The 17545-nt window shown below is 36.7% G+C and carries 20 protein-coding genes; 5 read left to right on the top strand and 15 right to left on the bottom strand.

The window, feature by feature from the left end; translation table 11 throughout:
• Window positions 1-16: 16 nt before the first annotated feature.
• The 3 genes from ACMAZI_RS12935 to ACMAZI_RS12925 form a co-directional block, all read right to left on the bottom strand.
• Window positions 17-601 (bottom strand): TetR/AcrR family transcriptional regulator, encoded by a 585-nt coding sequence (locus ACMAZI_RS12935; RefSeq protein WP_334679053.1) that lies wholly within the window; start codon window positions 599-601, stop codon window positions 17-19.
• A 114-nt stretch (window positions 602-715) separates the two neighbouring features.
• Entirely contained in the window at window positions 716-1315 is a 600-nt protein-coding gene (locus tag ACMAZI_RS12930) for an HAD family hydrolase (protein WP_115361121.1), read from the bottom strand.
• 56 nt (window positions 1316-1371) lie between these two features.
• The gene (locus tag ACMAZI_RS12925) at window positions 1372-1653 is read right to left on the bottom strand and encodes a hypothetical protein (RefSeq protein WP_115361123.1); all 282 of its coding nucleotides are present in this window, start codon (window positions 1651-1653) and stop codon (window positions 1372-1374) included.
• A 76-nt stretch (window positions 1654-1729) separates the two neighbouring features.
• Here ACMAZI_RS12925 and ACMAZI_RS12920 point away from each other — a divergent pair, with 76 nt between their 5' ends.
• Window positions 1730-2740: an SAM-dependent methyltransferase gene (locus ACMAZI_RS12920; protein ID WP_412474250.1), complete on the top strand. Its 1011-nt coding sequence runs from the start codon at window positions 1730-1732 to the stop codon at window positions 2738-2740.
• A gap of 67 nt (window positions 2741-2807) precedes the next feature.
• Here the strand turns inward: ACMAZI_RS12920 and ACMAZI_RS12915 are convergent, their stop codons facing one another.
• Entirely contained in the window at window positions 2808-3260 is a 453-nt protein-coding gene (locus ACMAZI_RS12915; protein WP_412474249.1) for a ferritin-like domain-containing protein, read from the bottom strand.
• 300 nt (window positions 3261-3560) lie between these two features.
• Entirely contained in the window at window positions 3561-4385 is an 825-nt protein-coding gene (locus ACMAZI_RS12910; RefSeq protein ID WP_115361131.1) for an endonuclease, read from the bottom strand.
• Between the two features lie 239 nt (window positions 4386-4624).
• Here ACMAZI_RS12910 and ACMAZI_RS12905 point away from each other — a divergent pair, with 239 nt between their 5' ends.
• Window positions 4625-5599: a hypothetical protein gene (locus tag ACMAZI_RS12905; protein ID WP_412474248.1), complete on the top strand. Its 975-nt coding sequence runs from the start codon at window positions 4625-4627 to the stop codon at window positions 5597-5599.
• Here ACMAZI_RS12905 and ACMAZI_RS12900 read toward each other — a convergent pair.
• Window positions 5596-5904 (bottom strand): ArsR/SmtB family transcription factor, encoded by a 309-nt coding sequence (locus ACMAZI_RS12900; protein WP_115361135.1) that lies wholly within the window; start codon window positions 5902-5904, stop codon window positions 5596-5598. The two genes, ACMAZI_RS12905 and ACMAZI_RS12900, sit on opposite strands and share 4 nt — an antisense overlap.
• A gap of 90 nt (window positions 5905-5994) precedes the next feature.
• Between ACMAZI_RS12900 and ACMAZI_RS12895 the strand changes: the two genes are divergently transcribed.
• Together ACMAZI_RS12895 and ACMAZI_RS12890 are read left to right on the top strand one after the other, a co-directional pair.
• On the top strand, window positions 5995-7053 hold the full coding sequence (locus ACMAZI_RS12895) for an alkene reductase (RefSeq protein ID WP_412474247.1): 1059 nt from the start codon (window positions 5995-5997) through the stop codon (window positions 7051-7053).
• The gene (locus ACMAZI_RS12890; protein ID WP_412474246.1) at window positions 7053-8030 is read left to right on the top strand and encodes an LLM class flavin-dependent oxidoreductase; all 978 of its coding nucleotides are present in this window, start codon (window positions 7053-7055) and stop codon (window positions 8028-8030) included. Before ACMAZI_RS12895 ends, ACMAZI_RS12890 begins: the two co-directional genes overlap by 1 nt.
• A gap of 80 nt (window positions 8031-8110) precedes the next feature.
• Here ACMAZI_RS12890 and ACMAZI_RS12885 read toward each other — a convergent pair whose 3' ends face one another.
• From ACMAZI_RS12885 to ACMAZI_RS12845, 9 genes are all read right to left on the bottom strand, one after another.
• The gene (locus ACMAZI_RS12885) at window positions 8111-9391 is read right to left on the bottom strand and encodes a TRAP transporter large permease (protein WP_120404395.1); all 1281 of its coding nucleotides are present in this window, start codon (window positions 9389-9391) and stop codon (window positions 8111-8113) included.
• On the bottom strand, window positions 9391-9852 hold the full coding sequence (locus tag ACMAZI_RS12880; protein ID WP_412474245.1) for a TRAP transporter small permease: 462 nt from the start codon (window positions 9850-9852) through the stop codon (window positions 9391-9393). The genes ACMAZI_RS12885 and ACMAZI_RS12880 overlap by 1 nt, the downstream gene beginning before the upstream one ends.
• On the bottom strand, window positions 9849-10850 hold the full coding sequence (locus ACMAZI_RS12875) for a C4-dicarboxylate TRAP transporter substrate-binding protein (RefSeq protein ID WP_115361145.1): 1002 nt from the start codon (window positions 10848-10850) through the stop codon (window positions 9849-9851). Before ACMAZI_RS12875 ends, ACMAZI_RS12880 begins: the two co-directional genes overlap by 4 nt.
• 108 nt (window positions 10851-10958) lie before the next feature.
• Window positions 10959-11810 (bottom strand): SDR family oxidoreductase, encoded by an 852-nt coding sequence (locus tag ACMAZI_RS12870; protein WP_120404392.1) that lies wholly within the window; start codon window positions 11808-11810, stop codon window positions 10959-10961.
• Window positions 11811-11828: 18 nt separating this feature from the next.
• A complete protein-coding gene (gene ygiD / locus ACMAZI_RS12865; RefSeq protein ID WP_412474429.1) occupies window positions 11829-12629 on the bottom strand; it encodes a 4,5-DOPA dioxygenase extradiol in 801 nt (266 codons plus the stop codon).
• Between the two features lie 257 nt (window positions 12630-12886).
• Window positions 12887-13084 (bottom strand): cold-shock protein, encoded by a 198-nt coding sequence (locus ACMAZI_RS12860; RefSeq protein ID WP_115361149.1) that lies wholly within the window; start codon window positions 13082-13084, stop codon window positions 12887-12889.
• Window positions 13085-13100: 16 nt separating this feature from the next.
• On the bottom strand, window positions 13101-13799 hold the full coding sequence (locus ACMAZI_RS12855) for a hypothetical protein (RefSeq protein WP_412474244.1): 699 nt from the start codon (window positions 13797-13799) through the stop codon (window positions 13101-13103).
• A 305-nt stretch (window positions 13800-14104) separates the two neighbouring features.
• Entirely contained in the window at window positions 14105-15151 is a 1047-nt protein-coding gene (locus ACMAZI_RS12850; RefSeq protein WP_412474243.1) for a methyltransferase domain-containing protein, read from the bottom strand.
• A gap of 190 nt (window positions 15152-15341) precedes the next feature.
• Window positions 15342-15539, bottom strand: a complete 198-nt coding sequence (locus tag ACMAZI_RS12845) for a hypothetical protein (RefSeq protein ID WP_412474242.1) — start codon at window positions 15537-15539, stop codon at window positions 15342-15344.
• A 255-nt stretch (window positions 15540-15794) separates the two neighbouring features.
• Here ACMAZI_RS12845 and ACMAZI_RS12840 point away from each other — a divergent pair, with 255 nt between their 5' ends.
• Window positions 15795-17543 carry a hypothetical protein gene (locus tag ACMAZI_RS12840; RefSeq protein WP_412474241.1) on the top strand — a complete coding sequence of 583 codons (1749 nt, stop codon included), beginning with the start codon at window positions 15795-15797 and terminating at the stop codon, window positions 17541-17543.
• The last annotated feature ends 2 nt before the right edge of the window (window positions 17544-17545 follow it).

The following is a 17545-nucleotide window of genomic DNA, read 5'->3' as shown; positions in this document are numbered from 1 at the left end:
TTTCCTCGTATATCCCTTAATTCTTATCAATACATGCACGGTAAAGTGCATCGATAAATTCAACTCGCATTTTTTCAAATTCTTCTTCTCTTCGCCCTCGCCCTATCCAAGAATGGATAAGCTCTCTTGCAGCTCCGTAAAGAAAGGCATCTAAAATATTTGGAGAAATGACTTTTACACCTTCAGACTCTCCTTGCTCACATAAGACTTCATAGATCTTAGTAGATAGGGAGCGATACTCTTTTTGAATAAGGTGGCGAATCTCAGAGAAGCCAGATTCAGACACTCTCCAAAAAAAACTACTCTCTCTTAAATTATTCTTATGCCAATTGAAATATGTTGTAACCAACGCGTCTAGTGTCTCATCAATTGTTTTGGCCGATATAGCAGCTTGATAAACTTCATTTCTAATTCTTGAGGTTAATTTAACGAATAATGATTTAAAGATATCTTCAATACCATTTGGAAAATGATAATAAAAAGTTCCTGTTGATAGACCAGTATGCTTCTTTAGCTTTGAAACACTTAAATCTAAAATGGGAACTTCATCTAATAAATTAAGAACGCCTTCATAAATGGCCTCTTTCGAATCCTGCTTCACTTTCACTTCCTATAGACAAGTTGTCTAGACGATTACTCTACAATATGCCATAAGAAAAGCCTCGACTCAAGAGGCTTATTCTAGGTAACGACAAATACCTAATATATTTAGACTTTAGAGATGACTATTTTGATCGATATAGTCCACGATTTTACTGAGTTCAATATAAAGAGTTGACTCAACTTTCTCCTGCCCTACACCAGCGGCGAAGTGGAATCCAGCAAAACCAAGTTGCTTTGCTGCTTCAACTTCATCAAAAGCTTCAGAAATATAAAGGCTTGGATGGCGACCAGTTTCGTCTAGCGCCTTATTAAATATGTATGGCGCGGGCTTTAGCTCATCATTACTCATTGGAATGTAAACCTTATGAAAGATAGTAAGGTCAAATTGGTCTTGATCATTCCAATGGGCCTTTACATATTGATTGAGTGACTCAATTTTCTGATCGTAGGTTTCACCAAATGACTCAGGAATATTAGAAATAATAGCAACCTTAATACCCATTTCTTTTAAGGAGCGTATATACTCCAAAGCACCAGGATAATAGTGATAATTCCCACTTTCTTTTGTGTTAACTATCGTATCCCCAAGGTCGAAGAAAACCCATCTTTCAGTTGTGGTGGTTTCTTGTGAATCAGAGGCAAAGTAGCCAATGGCCGCACATGAGATAATTGTAAAAAGAGAAAATAGAGTGATTTTTAGATTCTTTTTCATAATTAATTTTATCAAATCTACTTAATCTGTTCATGATATAGATCAGTAATATAAATTTAAATAAGAAATTCTAATAAAGAGTTTAATTCAATAAGAGTCGCATCAGAATCAAGACTCCAACTTTCTTTACTCTTTTCCATACGATCTTTTAATTCTTGGGCCTTTTTCTTAATTTTAAAAGTCTCGCCCTCTGATACAGAGTCCACCATACGCCATTTAAGCTCATCAAGAATATAATAGTAAGTCATTGGGCCTTCATCTCTGTCTAACTCCTGGTCAATTACAGTCATAAAGTCCCACCAATCATTCTTGCGATATCTTCTTGAGCTTGAATACATATTTATCCTTCTATTAATCTAGAAAATTTTACATTTTCCCTCTACGGAACTTAATTTTCTCGCTAGGTTCTCATTTATGCACCTACTAATGCCAAAAGATAATACCTGGAAAAAGTTCCTCAAAGATGAGGTCATGGATGAATTTTCCATCAAGAAGTCTCAAATCACAAGTCCTGATGGGCTACCGATTTTAGAAATTGATGAAAAAACACCATTAAGAAAGAGCTATCTTGGTCTTGCTCTGGACATTTTACCAGAAACCCAAACTATTCCAGCTGGAAGCATTGGAGAACAGAGCTCTTTGATAGTTAATCTTTTAAAGAAGAGTAATATTTCACAAACAGCCTATCAAGTCTTTAGTATTTCTAATAAGTACGGAGTCGTAACCAGTGGCCGCAGTGAATTATTATCTCAAAAGCTTGCTAAGAATTTAAGAAAAGAAGGAATAAAGAGAGGAAAGTTTCATTTCAAAGACTGCCCACTTATTAAGGCCTGTATTTATCCTGATCGAAGCATAAAGATTTCAATTCTCGATAAAGTAAAAAGGCAAGAATATGATCATCTTCTTAGTCCATTCCCAGGTGGCTACACAACGATTACCGATGATAAGCAGGCACCATCAAGAGCATTTAAAAAACTTGTGGAAGCGCAACTCGTACTTGGAAAAGAGATAAAAGAAGATGAAACATTAGTAGATCTTGGAGCATGTCCAGGAGGATGGAGTTACGTTGCGCTCAATCAAGGAGCACAAGTCACATCAATTGATCGCTCTCCCCTAAGAGAAGACCTTATGCCAAAAGTGAACTTCAGCGCAGAAGATGCTTTCAAGTTTATGACTGAGGATGGTTTTGATTGGGTGGTTTCAGATATAATTTGTACTCCAGATAGAATTCTTGAATTAATAGAAACTTGGGCCACACCTCAAAAATGCAAAAACTTTGTCTTTACCATTAAGTTTAAAGGAAGTGACAGCTACGATATTCTCCAAAGCTTTAAAAAGAAATTACATAGCCTTGATTACGACTGTATTTTGAGACAGCTAAATGTAAATAAGAATGAAGTTATGGTTATGGGAACTCGGATCTAGACTCCCTTGATTTCGTGAGAGGGTGAAATCAAGGGAGCTAGGATGTCAACGAACACAATATGCTGAATCATTCAGCACACCTTTGAAAAGCTGGTAAATGACGATTTTGACTAACCCACTGTAAATTTTCAAATACTGCAATCAGATCGGGGTCATCGGCCAATTCAAAAATCTTATTATATAATTCAACATTGGCCATCTCTCCTATAATTGCGGCTTCACAGGCTTTTTGAATTGAATCATAACCAGGAACTCTCCCGTAGTATGAATCGTCTGGCACATCGACTCCATATTTTGCAAAGAAAGGAATTAGTGCATCAATATGTCTTTGTTCTGAATAAATAATTTTTGAAAATGGGCGAACTCTACCGAAGTCATCCAATACTCTAGAATAAATTGCACGTGCCTTATACTCGTCATCGAGTGCCATCATTAATGCCCTAACGTTATCAGCTTGGGCAAGGGAGAAGGAAGCAAAAAGCAAACTGAATATAAATACGAAAACATTCAACTTTTTCATGACCGAGACCTCCAAAAGGTATCCTCTTCCTCACTATTAAGATGATAGCAGTTTGATGAATGTCAATGGTGTGAAATTTGTAAAACTAAACTTTATTATCGTAAGAGTTTACATTTTACTGAGTATTTAATTTTTTCAAAACCTTCAGCACCAAACCATTCTACATATTGGCAGTAAATCGTTTCATGCAGTTTTGTGTCTTGATAATTCAAATACAATTCTTCTCCAATTGGTGTGGAGAAGAAAGGTACAAGAAATATAAATGTTATAATAAGAGTTAAGATGATTTTTAGCATTGGCCTATTGAACTTCCCAAATTGCTAAGGCCCACTCAGGATGATCAATGAATGGGTTTCTGTTTTTCTGATAACGACATGCTTGATCATTTCGATATCTTTCATGCTCACTAACAGGGTCTTGCTTATGCCACTTTAAAAGTGTTTTCAAAAACCATGTGCTATAAGTCTGATCTCTTGAACCATCTGTCATGTCATTATAACGAAAGCTTGGAATTCGACTTTCATAGCGAACAGCAAAGTAAAGCATTGCTCTAGCGATATCACCTTTGAACTCATCAATTGGCTCAAACACTGTACGGCGATATGCTGGATCTTTACTTCTTCCAAGTTTGGATCCATTTTCTGAAATCCATCTTGCTTCCCCGACTTCACCAAATGGGTACGAGCTTCTCATTCCATTCACTTTTCCATCTGATGGATAAACATGGAATATATCTGTTTTCATTGGTCTTCTCTTACCAAAGAGACCTTGTGGAAATAAATGTTCACGATTGTAACAATCACCTTCGTTTCTGTATTGGCCACACTTCTTTTGACCGGCCCTAAATTTATAAGGGTCTCTTCCATTAGGATTTTCAGAATACATATCTAAAATTGTATTATCACCATCATATGTCTTATCACGATCAGATCTCGTATAAGCCTGGTGAAGATCATCATAAGAAAGACTACGATGTGTCTTTGTTAGTAGATTAGATAGTTTTGATTTGAACTCATAACCTGAAAGATGGGTTGGAAGTCCTGAGTAGAATTTACTTTGATCACAAGTTGCAAAAGTCATTCCTGAAATCAAAATCATTAAAGCCGCGATGTGTGTTTTTTTCATGGGAAAATGGTATCGGTCTTAAAACGTTAAAACAATGCAAAATATGAAAAAAATCTAATTAATAGTATTAGAATGGCCTTATGGCCCTCTATTAAACAGTCTTTGATTCCAATAACTTACATGCGCCTCGCGCAATTGTTTCGTTTATGAACTATACACTAAATAAAAATAATACAATCTGGCCATGATCCAGGCCTTTTTCCCTTATATTTAAGAAAACAATAACGAGAGAGAAAACCATGAAGCTTATTAAGTTTGCCTTAGCATTTTCACTATGTGCAATCAGTACACAGGCCTTTGCAGAAATGACCAATATTGAAAAAAAGCTATATGCAGATCGCTCCCATGTGAAAACAAAAATTCAAATGGATAACGATAATCCTTTTTTAAACCTAATGCCTTCACTCTTCTACGTTGATGATGACCATGGCTACACACATGGGCTTGGAGCTGAAGTTGAAATATCACCAAGTGCTGACAATGCAATCATTAAAGAAAATGAAACATGGAAGATCGCTCTTTCATCTAAAATATACACAAAAGATGTCACGCCAGAAGGTCAAGACCTCTTTCCAAATGATCCACAAGTATTTAATGAAGTAACAAAGCTTGATATTACTTGGGATGATATTCTCGATGCACAGATGTATGATAATAAGAGCTATATCCTAGTTGGTGCAGGGATTGGGAAATTCAATAATAGTGACGATGGTGGCTGGGGTGCTATCGGTCAGCAAAGAAGATGGCATGTTTATAAGCACAACAACTTAACGCCAGAAACAACTTCCATGTACGATAATCAATTAGGTGACACAAATGATGTCTTTGTCACGGCCAAAGCAGCAATTGGAAAGGTCGTTAAACTCGATACGAACCAATATGATTGTAAGTGTGAACTTGATCGAATTACATTAGAAACAGGTGTTGAACTTGTCAGTATCAGAAAAGGATCGCGTGTCTACTTCTTACTAGAGGCTAATAAAGTTTTAATTGAACGAGGAAGTCATCGTTTTGGAATGGAGTTATCTTTAGAAGGAAATGCTCATGGCGACGGAAACTTTGGAGGCGACGCTTACGGTGGAGTTTACTATGACTATAAAGGCTTTAGGATTAAGACTGGATTCTCTCAAGGATATGGAGAAGAAAATGAAGAATTCTTCGAATATATTGACGATGATCCAATCTGGATGCTTAGTATTGAAAAAAGATTTTAATCACAAGGCAAACAACTATTTTTCACAGTCTCAATTAGGCCCGGATATTTCTTTTTAATATCTGGGTTTAAAAAGAGGTACTTCTTAACCCCTTCAGTTCGCTCACAAATAATCCCAGCTTCAATAAGCTTTTTAACATGATGTGAAAAAGTGGCCTTATTAACACAGTAATCAAACGAGCCGCATGTCATTTCTTTATCACCACAACCTTCTTCATAAATAATAAGCTGCTTTATGACCCCCATTCTTATAGGGTCACCTAGTGATTTGAATATCTTATCGAGTGTTATTTCTTGTTTTTTCATTGTTAGATAAAATTCTAACAAATTGCTTGATTTTTTTCAAGAGCGGGTCTATTGTTTGATAAATATCTAACTATAATTTTAGGAGTACATATGCCAGATTTATTTTCCCCAATAAAATTAGGTCACCTTGAATTAAAGAATCGTATCATCATGGCCCCTCTTACTCGTGCAAGAGCTGGAGTTGAAAGAGTCCCAAATGAACTTATGCTTGAATACTATACACAAAGAGCAGGAGCTGGGATGATCTTAACGGAGGCCACTGCCATAACAAAAAAAGCTGTTGGGTATGCCAACACACCAGGAATTTGGTCAAAAGAGCAAATTGCCGGCTGGAAGAAAATTACTCAAGCTGTTCAAGAGAAAGGTTCAAAAATCTTTATGCAACTTTGGCATGTTGGTAGAATTTCCCATCCAATGTTCTTAGACGGTGAATTACCTGTTGCTCCAAGTGCTATTAGGCCAGAGGGTCACGTCTCACAGGTTAGACCTATCACAAATTTTGAAACACCAAGAGCATTAGAAACAAAAGAAGTTAAGGCCATCGTCCAAGACTATAAACAAGCGGCCATTAATGCTAAGGAAGCTGGATTTGACGGAGTAGAAATTCACGCTGCCAATGGTTACCTAATCGATCAATTCTTACAAGACTCAACAAATAAGAGAGATGATATATATGGAGGCTCAATTGAAAACAGAGTGCGTTTTTTGCTGGAAATCACAGATGAACTCATTGAAGTATGGGGCGCTGATCGCGTTGGCGTTCACCTTGCTCCTCGTTGCGATAGTCACGACATGGGTGACTCTGATCCCTTATCACTATTTAGCTATGTTGTAGAAGAACTCAATAAGAGAGACATTGCTTTTGTCTTCACACGTGATCCACTTGATGATGGAAGTCTTTTTCCAAAATTAAAGAAACACTTTGATGGTGTCTTTATTGCCAATCAAAAGTTTACAAAAGAAACGGCACAAAAGGCCCTTAATGATGGAATTGCCGATGCTATTTCATTTGGTGTTCCATTCATTGCAAATCCTGATTTAGTAGAGCGATTTAAAAAAGATGCTCCTCTTAATGAGCCAGTCTTTGAAACATTCTATGGGCCAGATAAAGTTGGCTACACAGATTACCCAACACTAGAGGAATTATAATGCAGACAAAGCTATCATTATTAGACTTGGTCTTTGTAAATGAAGGCCAAGAACTAAGGGATGCATACAATGATTCTGTTAAGACAGCACAGGCCGTTGAGGAATTTGGATTTAATCGAATTTGGGTTGCTGAACATCACAATATGCCGGCCATTGCCAGTGCTGCAACTTCTGTAGTCATTGGACTACTTGCTGCCCAAACAAAAAAAATTAGAGTTGGAGCTGGTGGGATTATGCTTCCTAACCACTCTCCCCTAGTTATTGCGGAACAATTTGGAACTCTTGAAGCATTATATCCTGGACGAATTGATCTAGGCCTTGGGCGTGCTCCCGGTACTGATCAAATGACTGTTCAGGCCTTAAGAACTACGGCCCAAAGCTCAAACAACTTTCCTAAAGATGTCGTCGAGCTACAAAGACTCCTTTCAAAAGAAAGTGGTAATGATCCAATTGTGGCCACTCCAGGACACGCAAGCGAAGTTCCATTGTGGATTTTAGGTTCAAGCACATTTGGTGCGCAGCTAGCAGCTCATTTAGGTCTTCCTTATGCTTTTGCTTCACACTTTGCACCTGATGCTCTTCAAGATGCACTAGATCTTTATCATGCTGGTTTTGAGCCTTCACCTCAACAAGAAAGGCCATATTTTATGTTAGGGGTAAATATTATTATCGCTGACACAGACGAAGAAGCACAATTTCTAGCAACAAGCCAACAGCAATCTTTTGCTAACCTTAGACGTGGAGTTAAAAAGAAATTCTCTCCTCCAATTGAAGATATCAATACTTATTGGTCTCCTGAAGAAGCGATGATGGCAAAGCATATGCTTCACTTCTCTTTTGTTGGATCGAAAGAGACCGTTAAGAAAAAACTAGAAACTTTTATCACTCGCTATCGACCTGATGAACTGATGGTCGTCACATCAATCTATGATGTTGAAAAACGAATTCGATCTCTTAAGTACTTATCTGAGTTATAGGGTATAGGGTGCCATGCACCTTTTGTTTCGCCACTGCGAAACAAAAGGTGCATGGCACCGCCTTAAAGTAACGCACTTTACTATAATAAGTTTGGTAAGAATAAAACAACGGCCGGCCAATACGTCACTAAAAGCAATGTTAGCAGTAAAGCAATAATGAATGGCCAAATCTCTTTAACAAACTCACCTATTGTGACACCTGTAATGGAACAAGTCGTAAACATCATGGAGCCAAAAGGAGGCGTTACCCCACCAATCATAATATTAACGATGAGAACCGCGCCAAAGTGAATTGGATCAATACCAAGCTGAGTCGCCACAGGAACAACAAGTGGCGCAATGATAATGAGAGCAGCACCACCCTCAAGAAACATCCCCATTGCTAATAAAAGGACATTCATAATAGCAAGCATAACGTATTTATTTTGAGTTAAGCTTAGTAGGACCTCTGTAAGTCGTTGAGGAATCTGTTCCCAATTTAAGTAATAACCAAATACAGAAGCCGATACAATAATAAGAACAACAGTTCCCGTTCCATAGATTGTATCTTTCATAATAGGGATAAAGTGTTCTTTCTTAAGTTCCTTATAGATGAAAATACCAATTAGGACAGATGCTAAGACGGCGATTGCTCCCGCTTCCGTTGGAGTGAATAGACCAAATCTTAGTCCGAGAATAACTCCAAATGGTAGCGCAAGAGACCACATTGAATCAATAAACTGCATGGCAATTTCTTTACTATTTGCTTTTATTTCACGAGTTGGCTTATAGCCACGTTTTTTTGAAATAATTGCCACTGTGATCATAAGTGCGGCGGCCATAATTAGGCCAGGAGCATAACCAGCAGCAAACATTTTAGCGACTGAAACCTGAGCAATAAGTGCATATATAATAAGAACAATCCCAGGAGGGATGACTGGTGAGATAGCCGATGAAGCAGCAGTAATAGCAGCAGAGAATGCCTTACTATAGCCACGCTCTTGCATCTGTGGAACAAGGATCTTACTTTGCATGGCCGCATCAGCATTGGCAGAACCAGAAACGCCACCCATAAATGTAGAAAGAACAACATTAACTTGGGCCATGCCACCAGTTAGATGACCGGTAAGCACATCGGCCATTTGCATAAGCTTTGCACTAATTCCGGAGTAATTCATAACAGATCCTGCCATGACAAAGAACGGGATTGCTAAGAGTGGAAATGATGCTGTTGCAGTAATAAACTTTTGTAAGACTAAGTCTGTTGGCATTCCCGCATCCATGAATGTGAAATAGAAAATCGATGCGCCAAATAGAGCAAAGGCAATTGGTAAGCTAGAAAAATAAAGAATGAAAACAATTGCTACTGGTAAGTATTCCATTATGCTCTCCTCCCCTTTACATCTTCAATTAAAAACTTAATGGAGTGAAAAGAGATAAGGCCAAAGCCAAAGATAAGAGCACTATTATAAACAGCTGAACTTATGCCTAGAACAGCAGTTGGTTTCTTGTATGCAACAAATGTAAAGACAATACTTAGATAGAAGATATAGCCGTTAATCAATATGGTAAGTAAGTGAGCAACAGTTCTAGCAATCTTTTCTTTTTCTGGTGAGAGTCTTACAATTAAAGCATCAATTCCTATGTCCATTTTATTTTTATAGACGGCACTAGCACCAACAAAGACAGACCAAACAAAGCATATCGTTGAGACCTCTTCCGCCCAGTATATACTGTAATTAAAAAGATATCGTAAGATGACATTCAAAATAACTAAGCAAACCATTATAATAAGAAAGCTTCCGCTAATAATTTCTTCAAAGTTTTTTAGAAATAATTTCATATGCGCTCTCTTATACTTTTAAGCTCATTTTGGATTTTATTATACATTTGAAGATTTACTCCAGGTAAGCTTTCAAATACATTCTTCGTTCTTTTCTCAAATGAAGCACGATCTATTTCATTAAATTTAACCCCATGAGACTCGAGTTTTTTAACAACACTTGAGTGTTTAGACTTTAAAAGATTAATCATTTCACGTGCCTCAAAGTCAAATTCATCTTGTATGATTTTTTGATACTTCACAGGAATCTTTGCCCAGACTTCCGTTGAAATATAAACACCACAGACACCTAAAAAGTGCTTTGTAAGTGCTACATTCTTTTTTCCTGTCTCATAGACTTTTGTACTAATATTTGTAAATTCCGATCCTTCAAGTCCATCGACAACCCCCTGTTGAACTGCACTAAATGTCTCCCCCCAAGGAAGAGGTGTTGCAGTTGCCCCCATTGCATTTAAAGTCTCAATAAAGAGCTTACTTCCAGGAGTTCTAAGTTTTACTCCTTCTAAGTCCTCAGGGGTTCTTACAACCTTATCCGTAATAAGATTCCTAAATCCAAAAATATATTCAAGTGAAAGTATTTTAATTCCTTGTTTTTCTAATTTCTTGGCCCAATCCTTAACCATCTGTGTCTTTATCAGCTCAGTGTATTCATCATAGCTATTATAAAGCATTGGACCAACAAGGGCAGTGAACTCAGGAACATAGTCTCCAATATAAGAAGGATCTTCCACAGAAATAAAATGGGCACCTCTAGCAACAAGCTCTACTCCATCTTTATAAGTTGCAATTTGGCCTTGGGGAAAGGTTAAAATTTTCACCGCTCCATTCGTTTTTTCATCAATTCGTTTAGCAACTTTATCCATTGAAAGAGTTAAGTCTTCTTTAGGGCTAAAGACATGACTTAAGCGTAATTTTATTTTGAACTTTGATGGATCTTTTGTCTCAGATGGACGACAAGAAATTATGCATAGTAATGCACAGATGAAAATCAACTTCATAAAAACTCTCTCATTGACGTTTATAAGATAATTATAACTTGTTTAGAGGGATTTCCAAGAAAGATTTAAGAAAATAAGGAGATGCTTAGCACCCCCTTCATATATGAATTAAGCAATCCTTTTGATGGTCTCTTTCATTGACTCTGTAGGACGACCGATTAATCTCGATAAATCCTTACTTTCAGAATAAAGTCCTCCTTTTGAGGCGCCAATTTCTGAGTCGGCCAACATATCCGCAATCACTTCAGGAAGACCTGCCTGAAGTAAAACGTCTCTGTACTCACTTTGAGTCATATTCTTATAAGAGATATCTCTTCCATATTGCTCGCCAATTAGAGTTGCAAATTCACTTAAATTATAAGAAGTATCACCTGCTAATTCGTATACCTTACCAGCATGGCCATCATCTGTTAAAACGTTTGCCGCGGCCAATGCATAATCATTTCTTGGAGCTGATGATATTCTCCCCTCTCCAGCACAGCCAAGAACAACAGAATGCTCCAATATAGTCGGAATTCCCATTGTGTAATTCTCTGAATACCAACCATTTCTTAAAATTGTTGTCTTAATATCAAGATCATTTATTAGTTTTTCAGTAGCAAGATGTTCTTCAGCAAGTCCTAATGGCGAATTGTCTGCTTCGAGAATACTTGTATAGGCTAAATGTTTCACTGAAGAATCTCTTACAATATCAATGACATTTTGATGTTGTGAAAGTCTTTTTCCTACTTCACTTGATGAGATAAGTAGTAATTTTTCAACTCCTTCTAAAGCAGATCTAAGACTATCAGGCTTCTCATAGTCTCCATACCTAACCTGTACGCCCTTTTTGGCAAACTCATCGAGTTTATCTGTTGAGCGTGCAATGGCAACAATCGACTTTGGTTTTACACCTTTATCTAATAAATTCTTTATAACTAATTGACCGAGTTGGCCTGAAGCTCCTGTTAAAGCGATCATATTTTCCTCCAATAATTATTAATAATAACGAACTGATCTCATTGATAATGAACCAAGTTCAAAGCCTTCATAATCAAATGTAATTTTATCTTCTTCTAAGCTAGAACCTAAAACGTATAAAAGAGGTAGGTAGTGCTCATCTGTTGGAATGCTAAATTTACCAGCTTGAGTCTTAAGGGCATCACTTACTAGCGGAGCATCTTCTCTTTTAAGAAGTTTATCTTTTACCCATTCATCAAACTCGATGGCCCAGTCAAGGCCTAAGTATCGATGCTTACGACTCATCATTCTTAAATTATGTACAATATTCCCACTTCCCATAATCATGACACCTTCATCTCTTAAGAACCTTATCTTTTTTCCAAGTTCGTAGTGATATTCATACGACTGATTGCGATCGAGACTCAATTGAACAACTGGTATATCCGCTTCAGGAAAAACATGTTTTAAAACTGACCATGTTCCATGATCAAGACCCCACTGCTTCTTATCAATATTAACTCGAGGCTTTTTTATGGCCTTAGCAATCTCATCAGCTAAGCTGGCATTTCCATCTGCAGGATATCGAACATCATATAATGCTTGTGGAAAACCATAGAAGTCATGAATTGTCTTTGGATGATCCATTCCGGTAACCCAAGTTCCTTCAGTTTCCCAATGGGCCGAGATCATAAGCACGGCCTTTGGTCTTGAATAATCACGACGTAGTCCCTGTCCTAATTTTTCTAATTTTTTTGTAAAGTCGTTACTTTCAATGGCATTCATAGGTGATCCATGACCTAAAAATATTGCTGGCATTCTTTCTTTTTTGGTTGTCATAAACTTTCTCCCAAGCACTGCTGATGCTAGGCCAAAAAGAATTCCTGTAATAGCTTGGCGTCTTCCAAGTTTCATCATAGCAGTCTCCTGGCCGGTGATAATCTTAATTATTACCAAAAATCACATGTTGCAAAAGACTACAAATATGCAACCCAGTGTTGCCACAAAGGAATGCTAAAAAAGAATGTAAAATATTGAAATAATAGGAAAAAAAAGAGAAGCCAAGAATAGGCCCCTCTTTTTAAATTCTTCTTAAATTAAGAAAGAGATTTAACTTGAACAGCACATGGACCTTTTTGTCCTTCACCTACTTCAAATTCAACTTTTTCGTCATCTCTAAGAGTGTTACCTTCAACACCTGAGATATGTACGAAAAGATCTTGTCCACCATCGTCTGGCTTAATAAATCCAAAACCTTTCTCATCATTAAAAAACTTTACTGTACCTGTAGCCATAATTTTCTCCTAGCTATTAAAATTTTGTTAGATCTGTGATCGAACTATATATCTTAAGTTCACCTGAACTTAAAAAACCATTTGCTATCCAAAATTGCTTATATTTTTTCTCGATTAAATAATCCACTCTCTCCCCCTTTGTAATAAGAAAGAAGTTGTAGTCATCAATACGAGTTACAAGTTCATCTAAGATGTCGGAAATATCTTGCATCTCACTGAAGTCATAAATAAAGTAAACCTGTGCCTTAGGTAGAACAAAGTCCTCTTCTAAAACATTCTCCAAGAGTATTTCGCAATTAAGTAATTCCATTCTCTCAAAGACGCGATTACCTTCTCTTTGTCTTTGTTTTAGAATTTCATATCCAATAAAGCGAGCTTCTGGAAAAATTGAGCTCATAACAAGCCCGATGCGGCCATAGCCAGCACCTATATCAACAATCTTGTCGATGTTGTAATCCTTTAATAAATAAAGGGCATCAAATAAATGATTATATGGAGTTTGTAATGCTTGAGGGTGTAACCCAATCCAAGTCTGTGTTCCATCGTAATGTTGCTTACGACTTGAATCATCTGCATCTTTATAATAAGCGCGGTACTTTTGAGAAAGCTTTTCTTCAATCTTTGTGATTTTATAACCTAGCTCACGATCAAGATTTTTGGCGTGAATGCGAGGGTGAATATTCTCATCAAGCATATATGTTCTAGGATTTCTCACCTTTTCACATAACAGCTCGGTCTTAGTTTGCGTCTTAATAATGAACTTACTCTAAATGTTTAATAGACAAATACTTTTAATTCTCTGCCGAGTTAATAATTTTGCACATCGAATTAAAATAGGAAGGAACTTTAAGATAAACAAGGAACTAACTATAAAAATCAAATACAATTAATTCCTTATACCGACTTTCTGCACACAGGGCAACAAATTAAAGTATTTAACGCGACTTACGGGTTATCTTTACACTAAAATTTTATATCCATTCACCTAAACAATACAATTTCAACAACTTACAATTATACTTATTCTCTTGTTTTAAATACACATAGATTACCTTCATCGATAATTACAGGTCTAGGCCAAGAGTTTTCTTCTGCAATATCCATAAGCCAGCCCCTAGCATTACCTTTTGTAATGATAGTTATCTCCTTATCTTTACTATATTCCACAATTTGCCCTAGCACATAGTGATATGTCTCTTTAGTAAAAGGATCATAGAGATAATAAACATCGGCTTCTGGAATCTTAAAAGAGGCCAGTGACAGATCCTGTACTTGAAAGCTTAAATTCTCTTCAAGGCCAAAAGCCTTTGTAGCTATATTTGATATTTCAACCCGATGAGGGACAAATTCATAACCAATGAAATCGACATCCGGACGCAAAAGAGAACACACTAATCCAACTCTCCCATAACCAGATCCAAGATCAATAACCTTTCCACCTTGCTTTAACTGCATATTCTCCATGGCCAATAAGATTGTAGAATAGCCAGATTGAACTCCTACACCGGCTCCTGCATACAGCCTCTCTTTAATAGTAGAATCAAAAATCATATCTCGATCTAATTGGTAATTGAGGTTAAAGAGATCATCGAGATTATCAAATGTACGATAAAGATCAGGTCCCTTATGACCAAGACTTTGCAGTCGTCCTTCTTGGGCCTTTTCTTCGGCCAAGAAATAAAGACTCATCTCCTTTAAAGACTCAATGACAAATTCTTTTTGAGAGAGCTCACATGCGCCAAGAATTTGTTTTAAAACATTTTCTTCAATTACTTTTGAGTCCTTGGCCAGCTTTTTTAAATTCGTTTCACCACTAGCAATTAAAAAATCTTTTAAAAAAGATATTCTTAATAAATCGTTTGAAAAAAGTGGAGTCATAAAATCACAGTACGAAATATCTCGTTCTTCTTGACGCTTTAGCCATAATTGATCCTTAAGAAAACCTGTGACAGTGACAAGAAATGCCGAATTAATATAGAGATGTGCAAGTTGAATAGGCCCTAATTCTAGAGTACTAGGGTTCTTACCTTCTAGTAGTCCTAGAAAAGTTTCTTTTGAAAGGTTCATTTAGCTTTTACCTTGATGCTAATACGATCATGGTTGCTATGCATGAGCCTATTTATTATTGATGACTATATCTTACGTTCTAACAGTGATGAAGTACAGCTCGTTGTTAAGATATAAAAGGCCTTTTCGGCCGAGAAACCGAAAAGGCAATTTTGGGGTTTACTGCTGCATGAAGAAACAAACAGCAATCTTAATTATGTTTTAAATAATTGTCCTCAACTTTAAAGTTGGAAAACTTCTTTTGCAGCTCGGCCATTTCCATAGTTATCTCTTCTAAGACAGCTAGCTTCTTATTAATCGACTTATACCAACGTAAAGCCTGATAGAGTGCTAGAAATAGAAATAAGTTTGCAAACGTAAATAGAATAAAAAAACCAAGTAAATTCATCGAGCTCCCTTAGTAACTGACTTCTCGTCTAATATTTTCAGATACTTAAGAACTTTTTATTAGTTTATGTTTTAATTAAGTTTAACTGTATATCTTACTGAAATCACAACACTAAAGTTTGCCATGTAAAACTTTAATTCGACAAGCAATATTTTCTTCAGATAAGCAAATGCTTAAACTTTAAGCGGCCGTACAAAATTCCACGGCCAAGATGCCATATCTATTATAAATGACGTTCAACTTCTGGCATCTTCTTTGCATTTAATTACAGGAATGAGAGAGATCCTATTTATAACATTTTTATGCAGTCTGAATGTATTTGCAGACATTGATTTCACAATCGAGAAATCATTCTATCAAGATCATCAAATTAAATATGACGCCAAGGAATTAACTTATAATAGTGAATATAATGAAAGCTCATATTGGTTTAAAACTAAGTATCGTGAATTTATTATTGGCAATATTGTTAATTGCCTTGAAAATAATTGCACGACATACCATCAGCGTGATCTCGATGAAATCTATAATGAATCACAGAATCAATTTGGAGAAAAAGACGCACAAGTATATTTCTCAAATGTCGTTGCCGGTCTCGTTATCTCTGCAGATGACTCACTAGAAAGACAAAATATTCTTTCAGAAGCGAAAGAATATATGAATTTCAATCAAAAAATTTATATCGGACATATACTGGGCCATATGATGAACAATCACTATGATCACGACCGCGACCCAGATGGAATTGTTTCACAAGACGAAATCTATAGAGCACAACGAAATGGGTATGATGCTGGTGTTTGCCGTGATATCGCGGTAGCACAAGCAACAGTCCTTAAAGACCTAGGTATTAGTGAAACATATATACTCGCCTATGCAACGGCTGGAGATGGCCATGCCATGGTTATTGCGCAAGATCCTGATAATAAGGATCGAATCGTTAGCTTAAATTATGGAGAAGTTAGAATTAATGAATCGCCAAGTGCTCAAGGACTATCTCAAGATTCAAGTCTTGCTGACTTTGGAATTAGTTATCGCATATTTAATGCTGACGGAACACCTCACGATCGTCTATCAACTGAATTAGGTTATGTTTTAAATAAGGTACTAGGCTTCGATAATAACTTATCTTCACCTGGCTCTAAATTTGATGGTATCAACTTTAGCTCTGTTGATTATACTAAAGGTATTTTTACTGCAACTGCATTCTATTCAGATAATGCTTCGGGATTAAATACTCTTGGAGCAGGTGTATCTCTTAGAAGAGACACTGAACATTTAACACTAAATGCAGGAGCAACAGGATATCATTCCAGAAAAAGCTTGAAGCATCGTGAATTTCACAGTCAAAGTATAGGTATCTTTGGTGGCATAGAAGCACAACTTAGAACGGGAAAGACTGACTTTGGTTTCTTAAAGAATATATATGCTGATACAAGAGTACTCGTTAGTGGTTCGATGGGAAAAGGAGATTACTCAAATGAAAAACTCGATGAAAATAATGAGATTGATGCACTAGATGGTGACTACTTTAGAAGTGAGCATCATATGCTTGCCAGTTCTCTATATGCCGAAAGTAATTTTGCAAATATGACATGGAGAGGAATTGTTACGGCCCATGCCTCTATTATGAAAGATGATATCAGAAATGAAAGTCACCATTCACTTCACTATCTTGGTACAACAATAAAAAATCAATTTAATACACCGATCTCTGATGAATATACCCTTACTTTAGAAAACACACTCTACCTAAAGCAAAATGGTTCAACGATGGACTTCAATGCTGAAGTGAGATCCGGTGATGATCTTTTCTCTTTTCAGTTAGGAACAAGTCGCCCTATCTCTGGTCAAACTGGTTACTGGACCACAGGCCACGAAAAAGAAACTTACTTTAAGTTAAAAGCAAATAGTAGAGACAATCGATTTAGCTTGGGACTAAAGATCGGAAAAACAGAATCACACGGAACCACATATAGACTCGAAAGTGAGTTTCGATTTTAAAG

It is taken from the genome of Halobacteriovorax sp. YZS-3-1, from assembly GCF_047084945.1.
GTDB classification, from domain to species: Bacteria; Bdellovibrionota; Bacteriovoracia; order Bacteriovoracales; family Bacteriovoracaceae; genus Halobacteriovorax_A; species Halobacteriovorax_A vibrionivorans.
The sequence above is the reverse complement of the archived record's forward strand: the minus strand, read 5'-3'. Positions and strand labels throughout refer to the sequence as shown.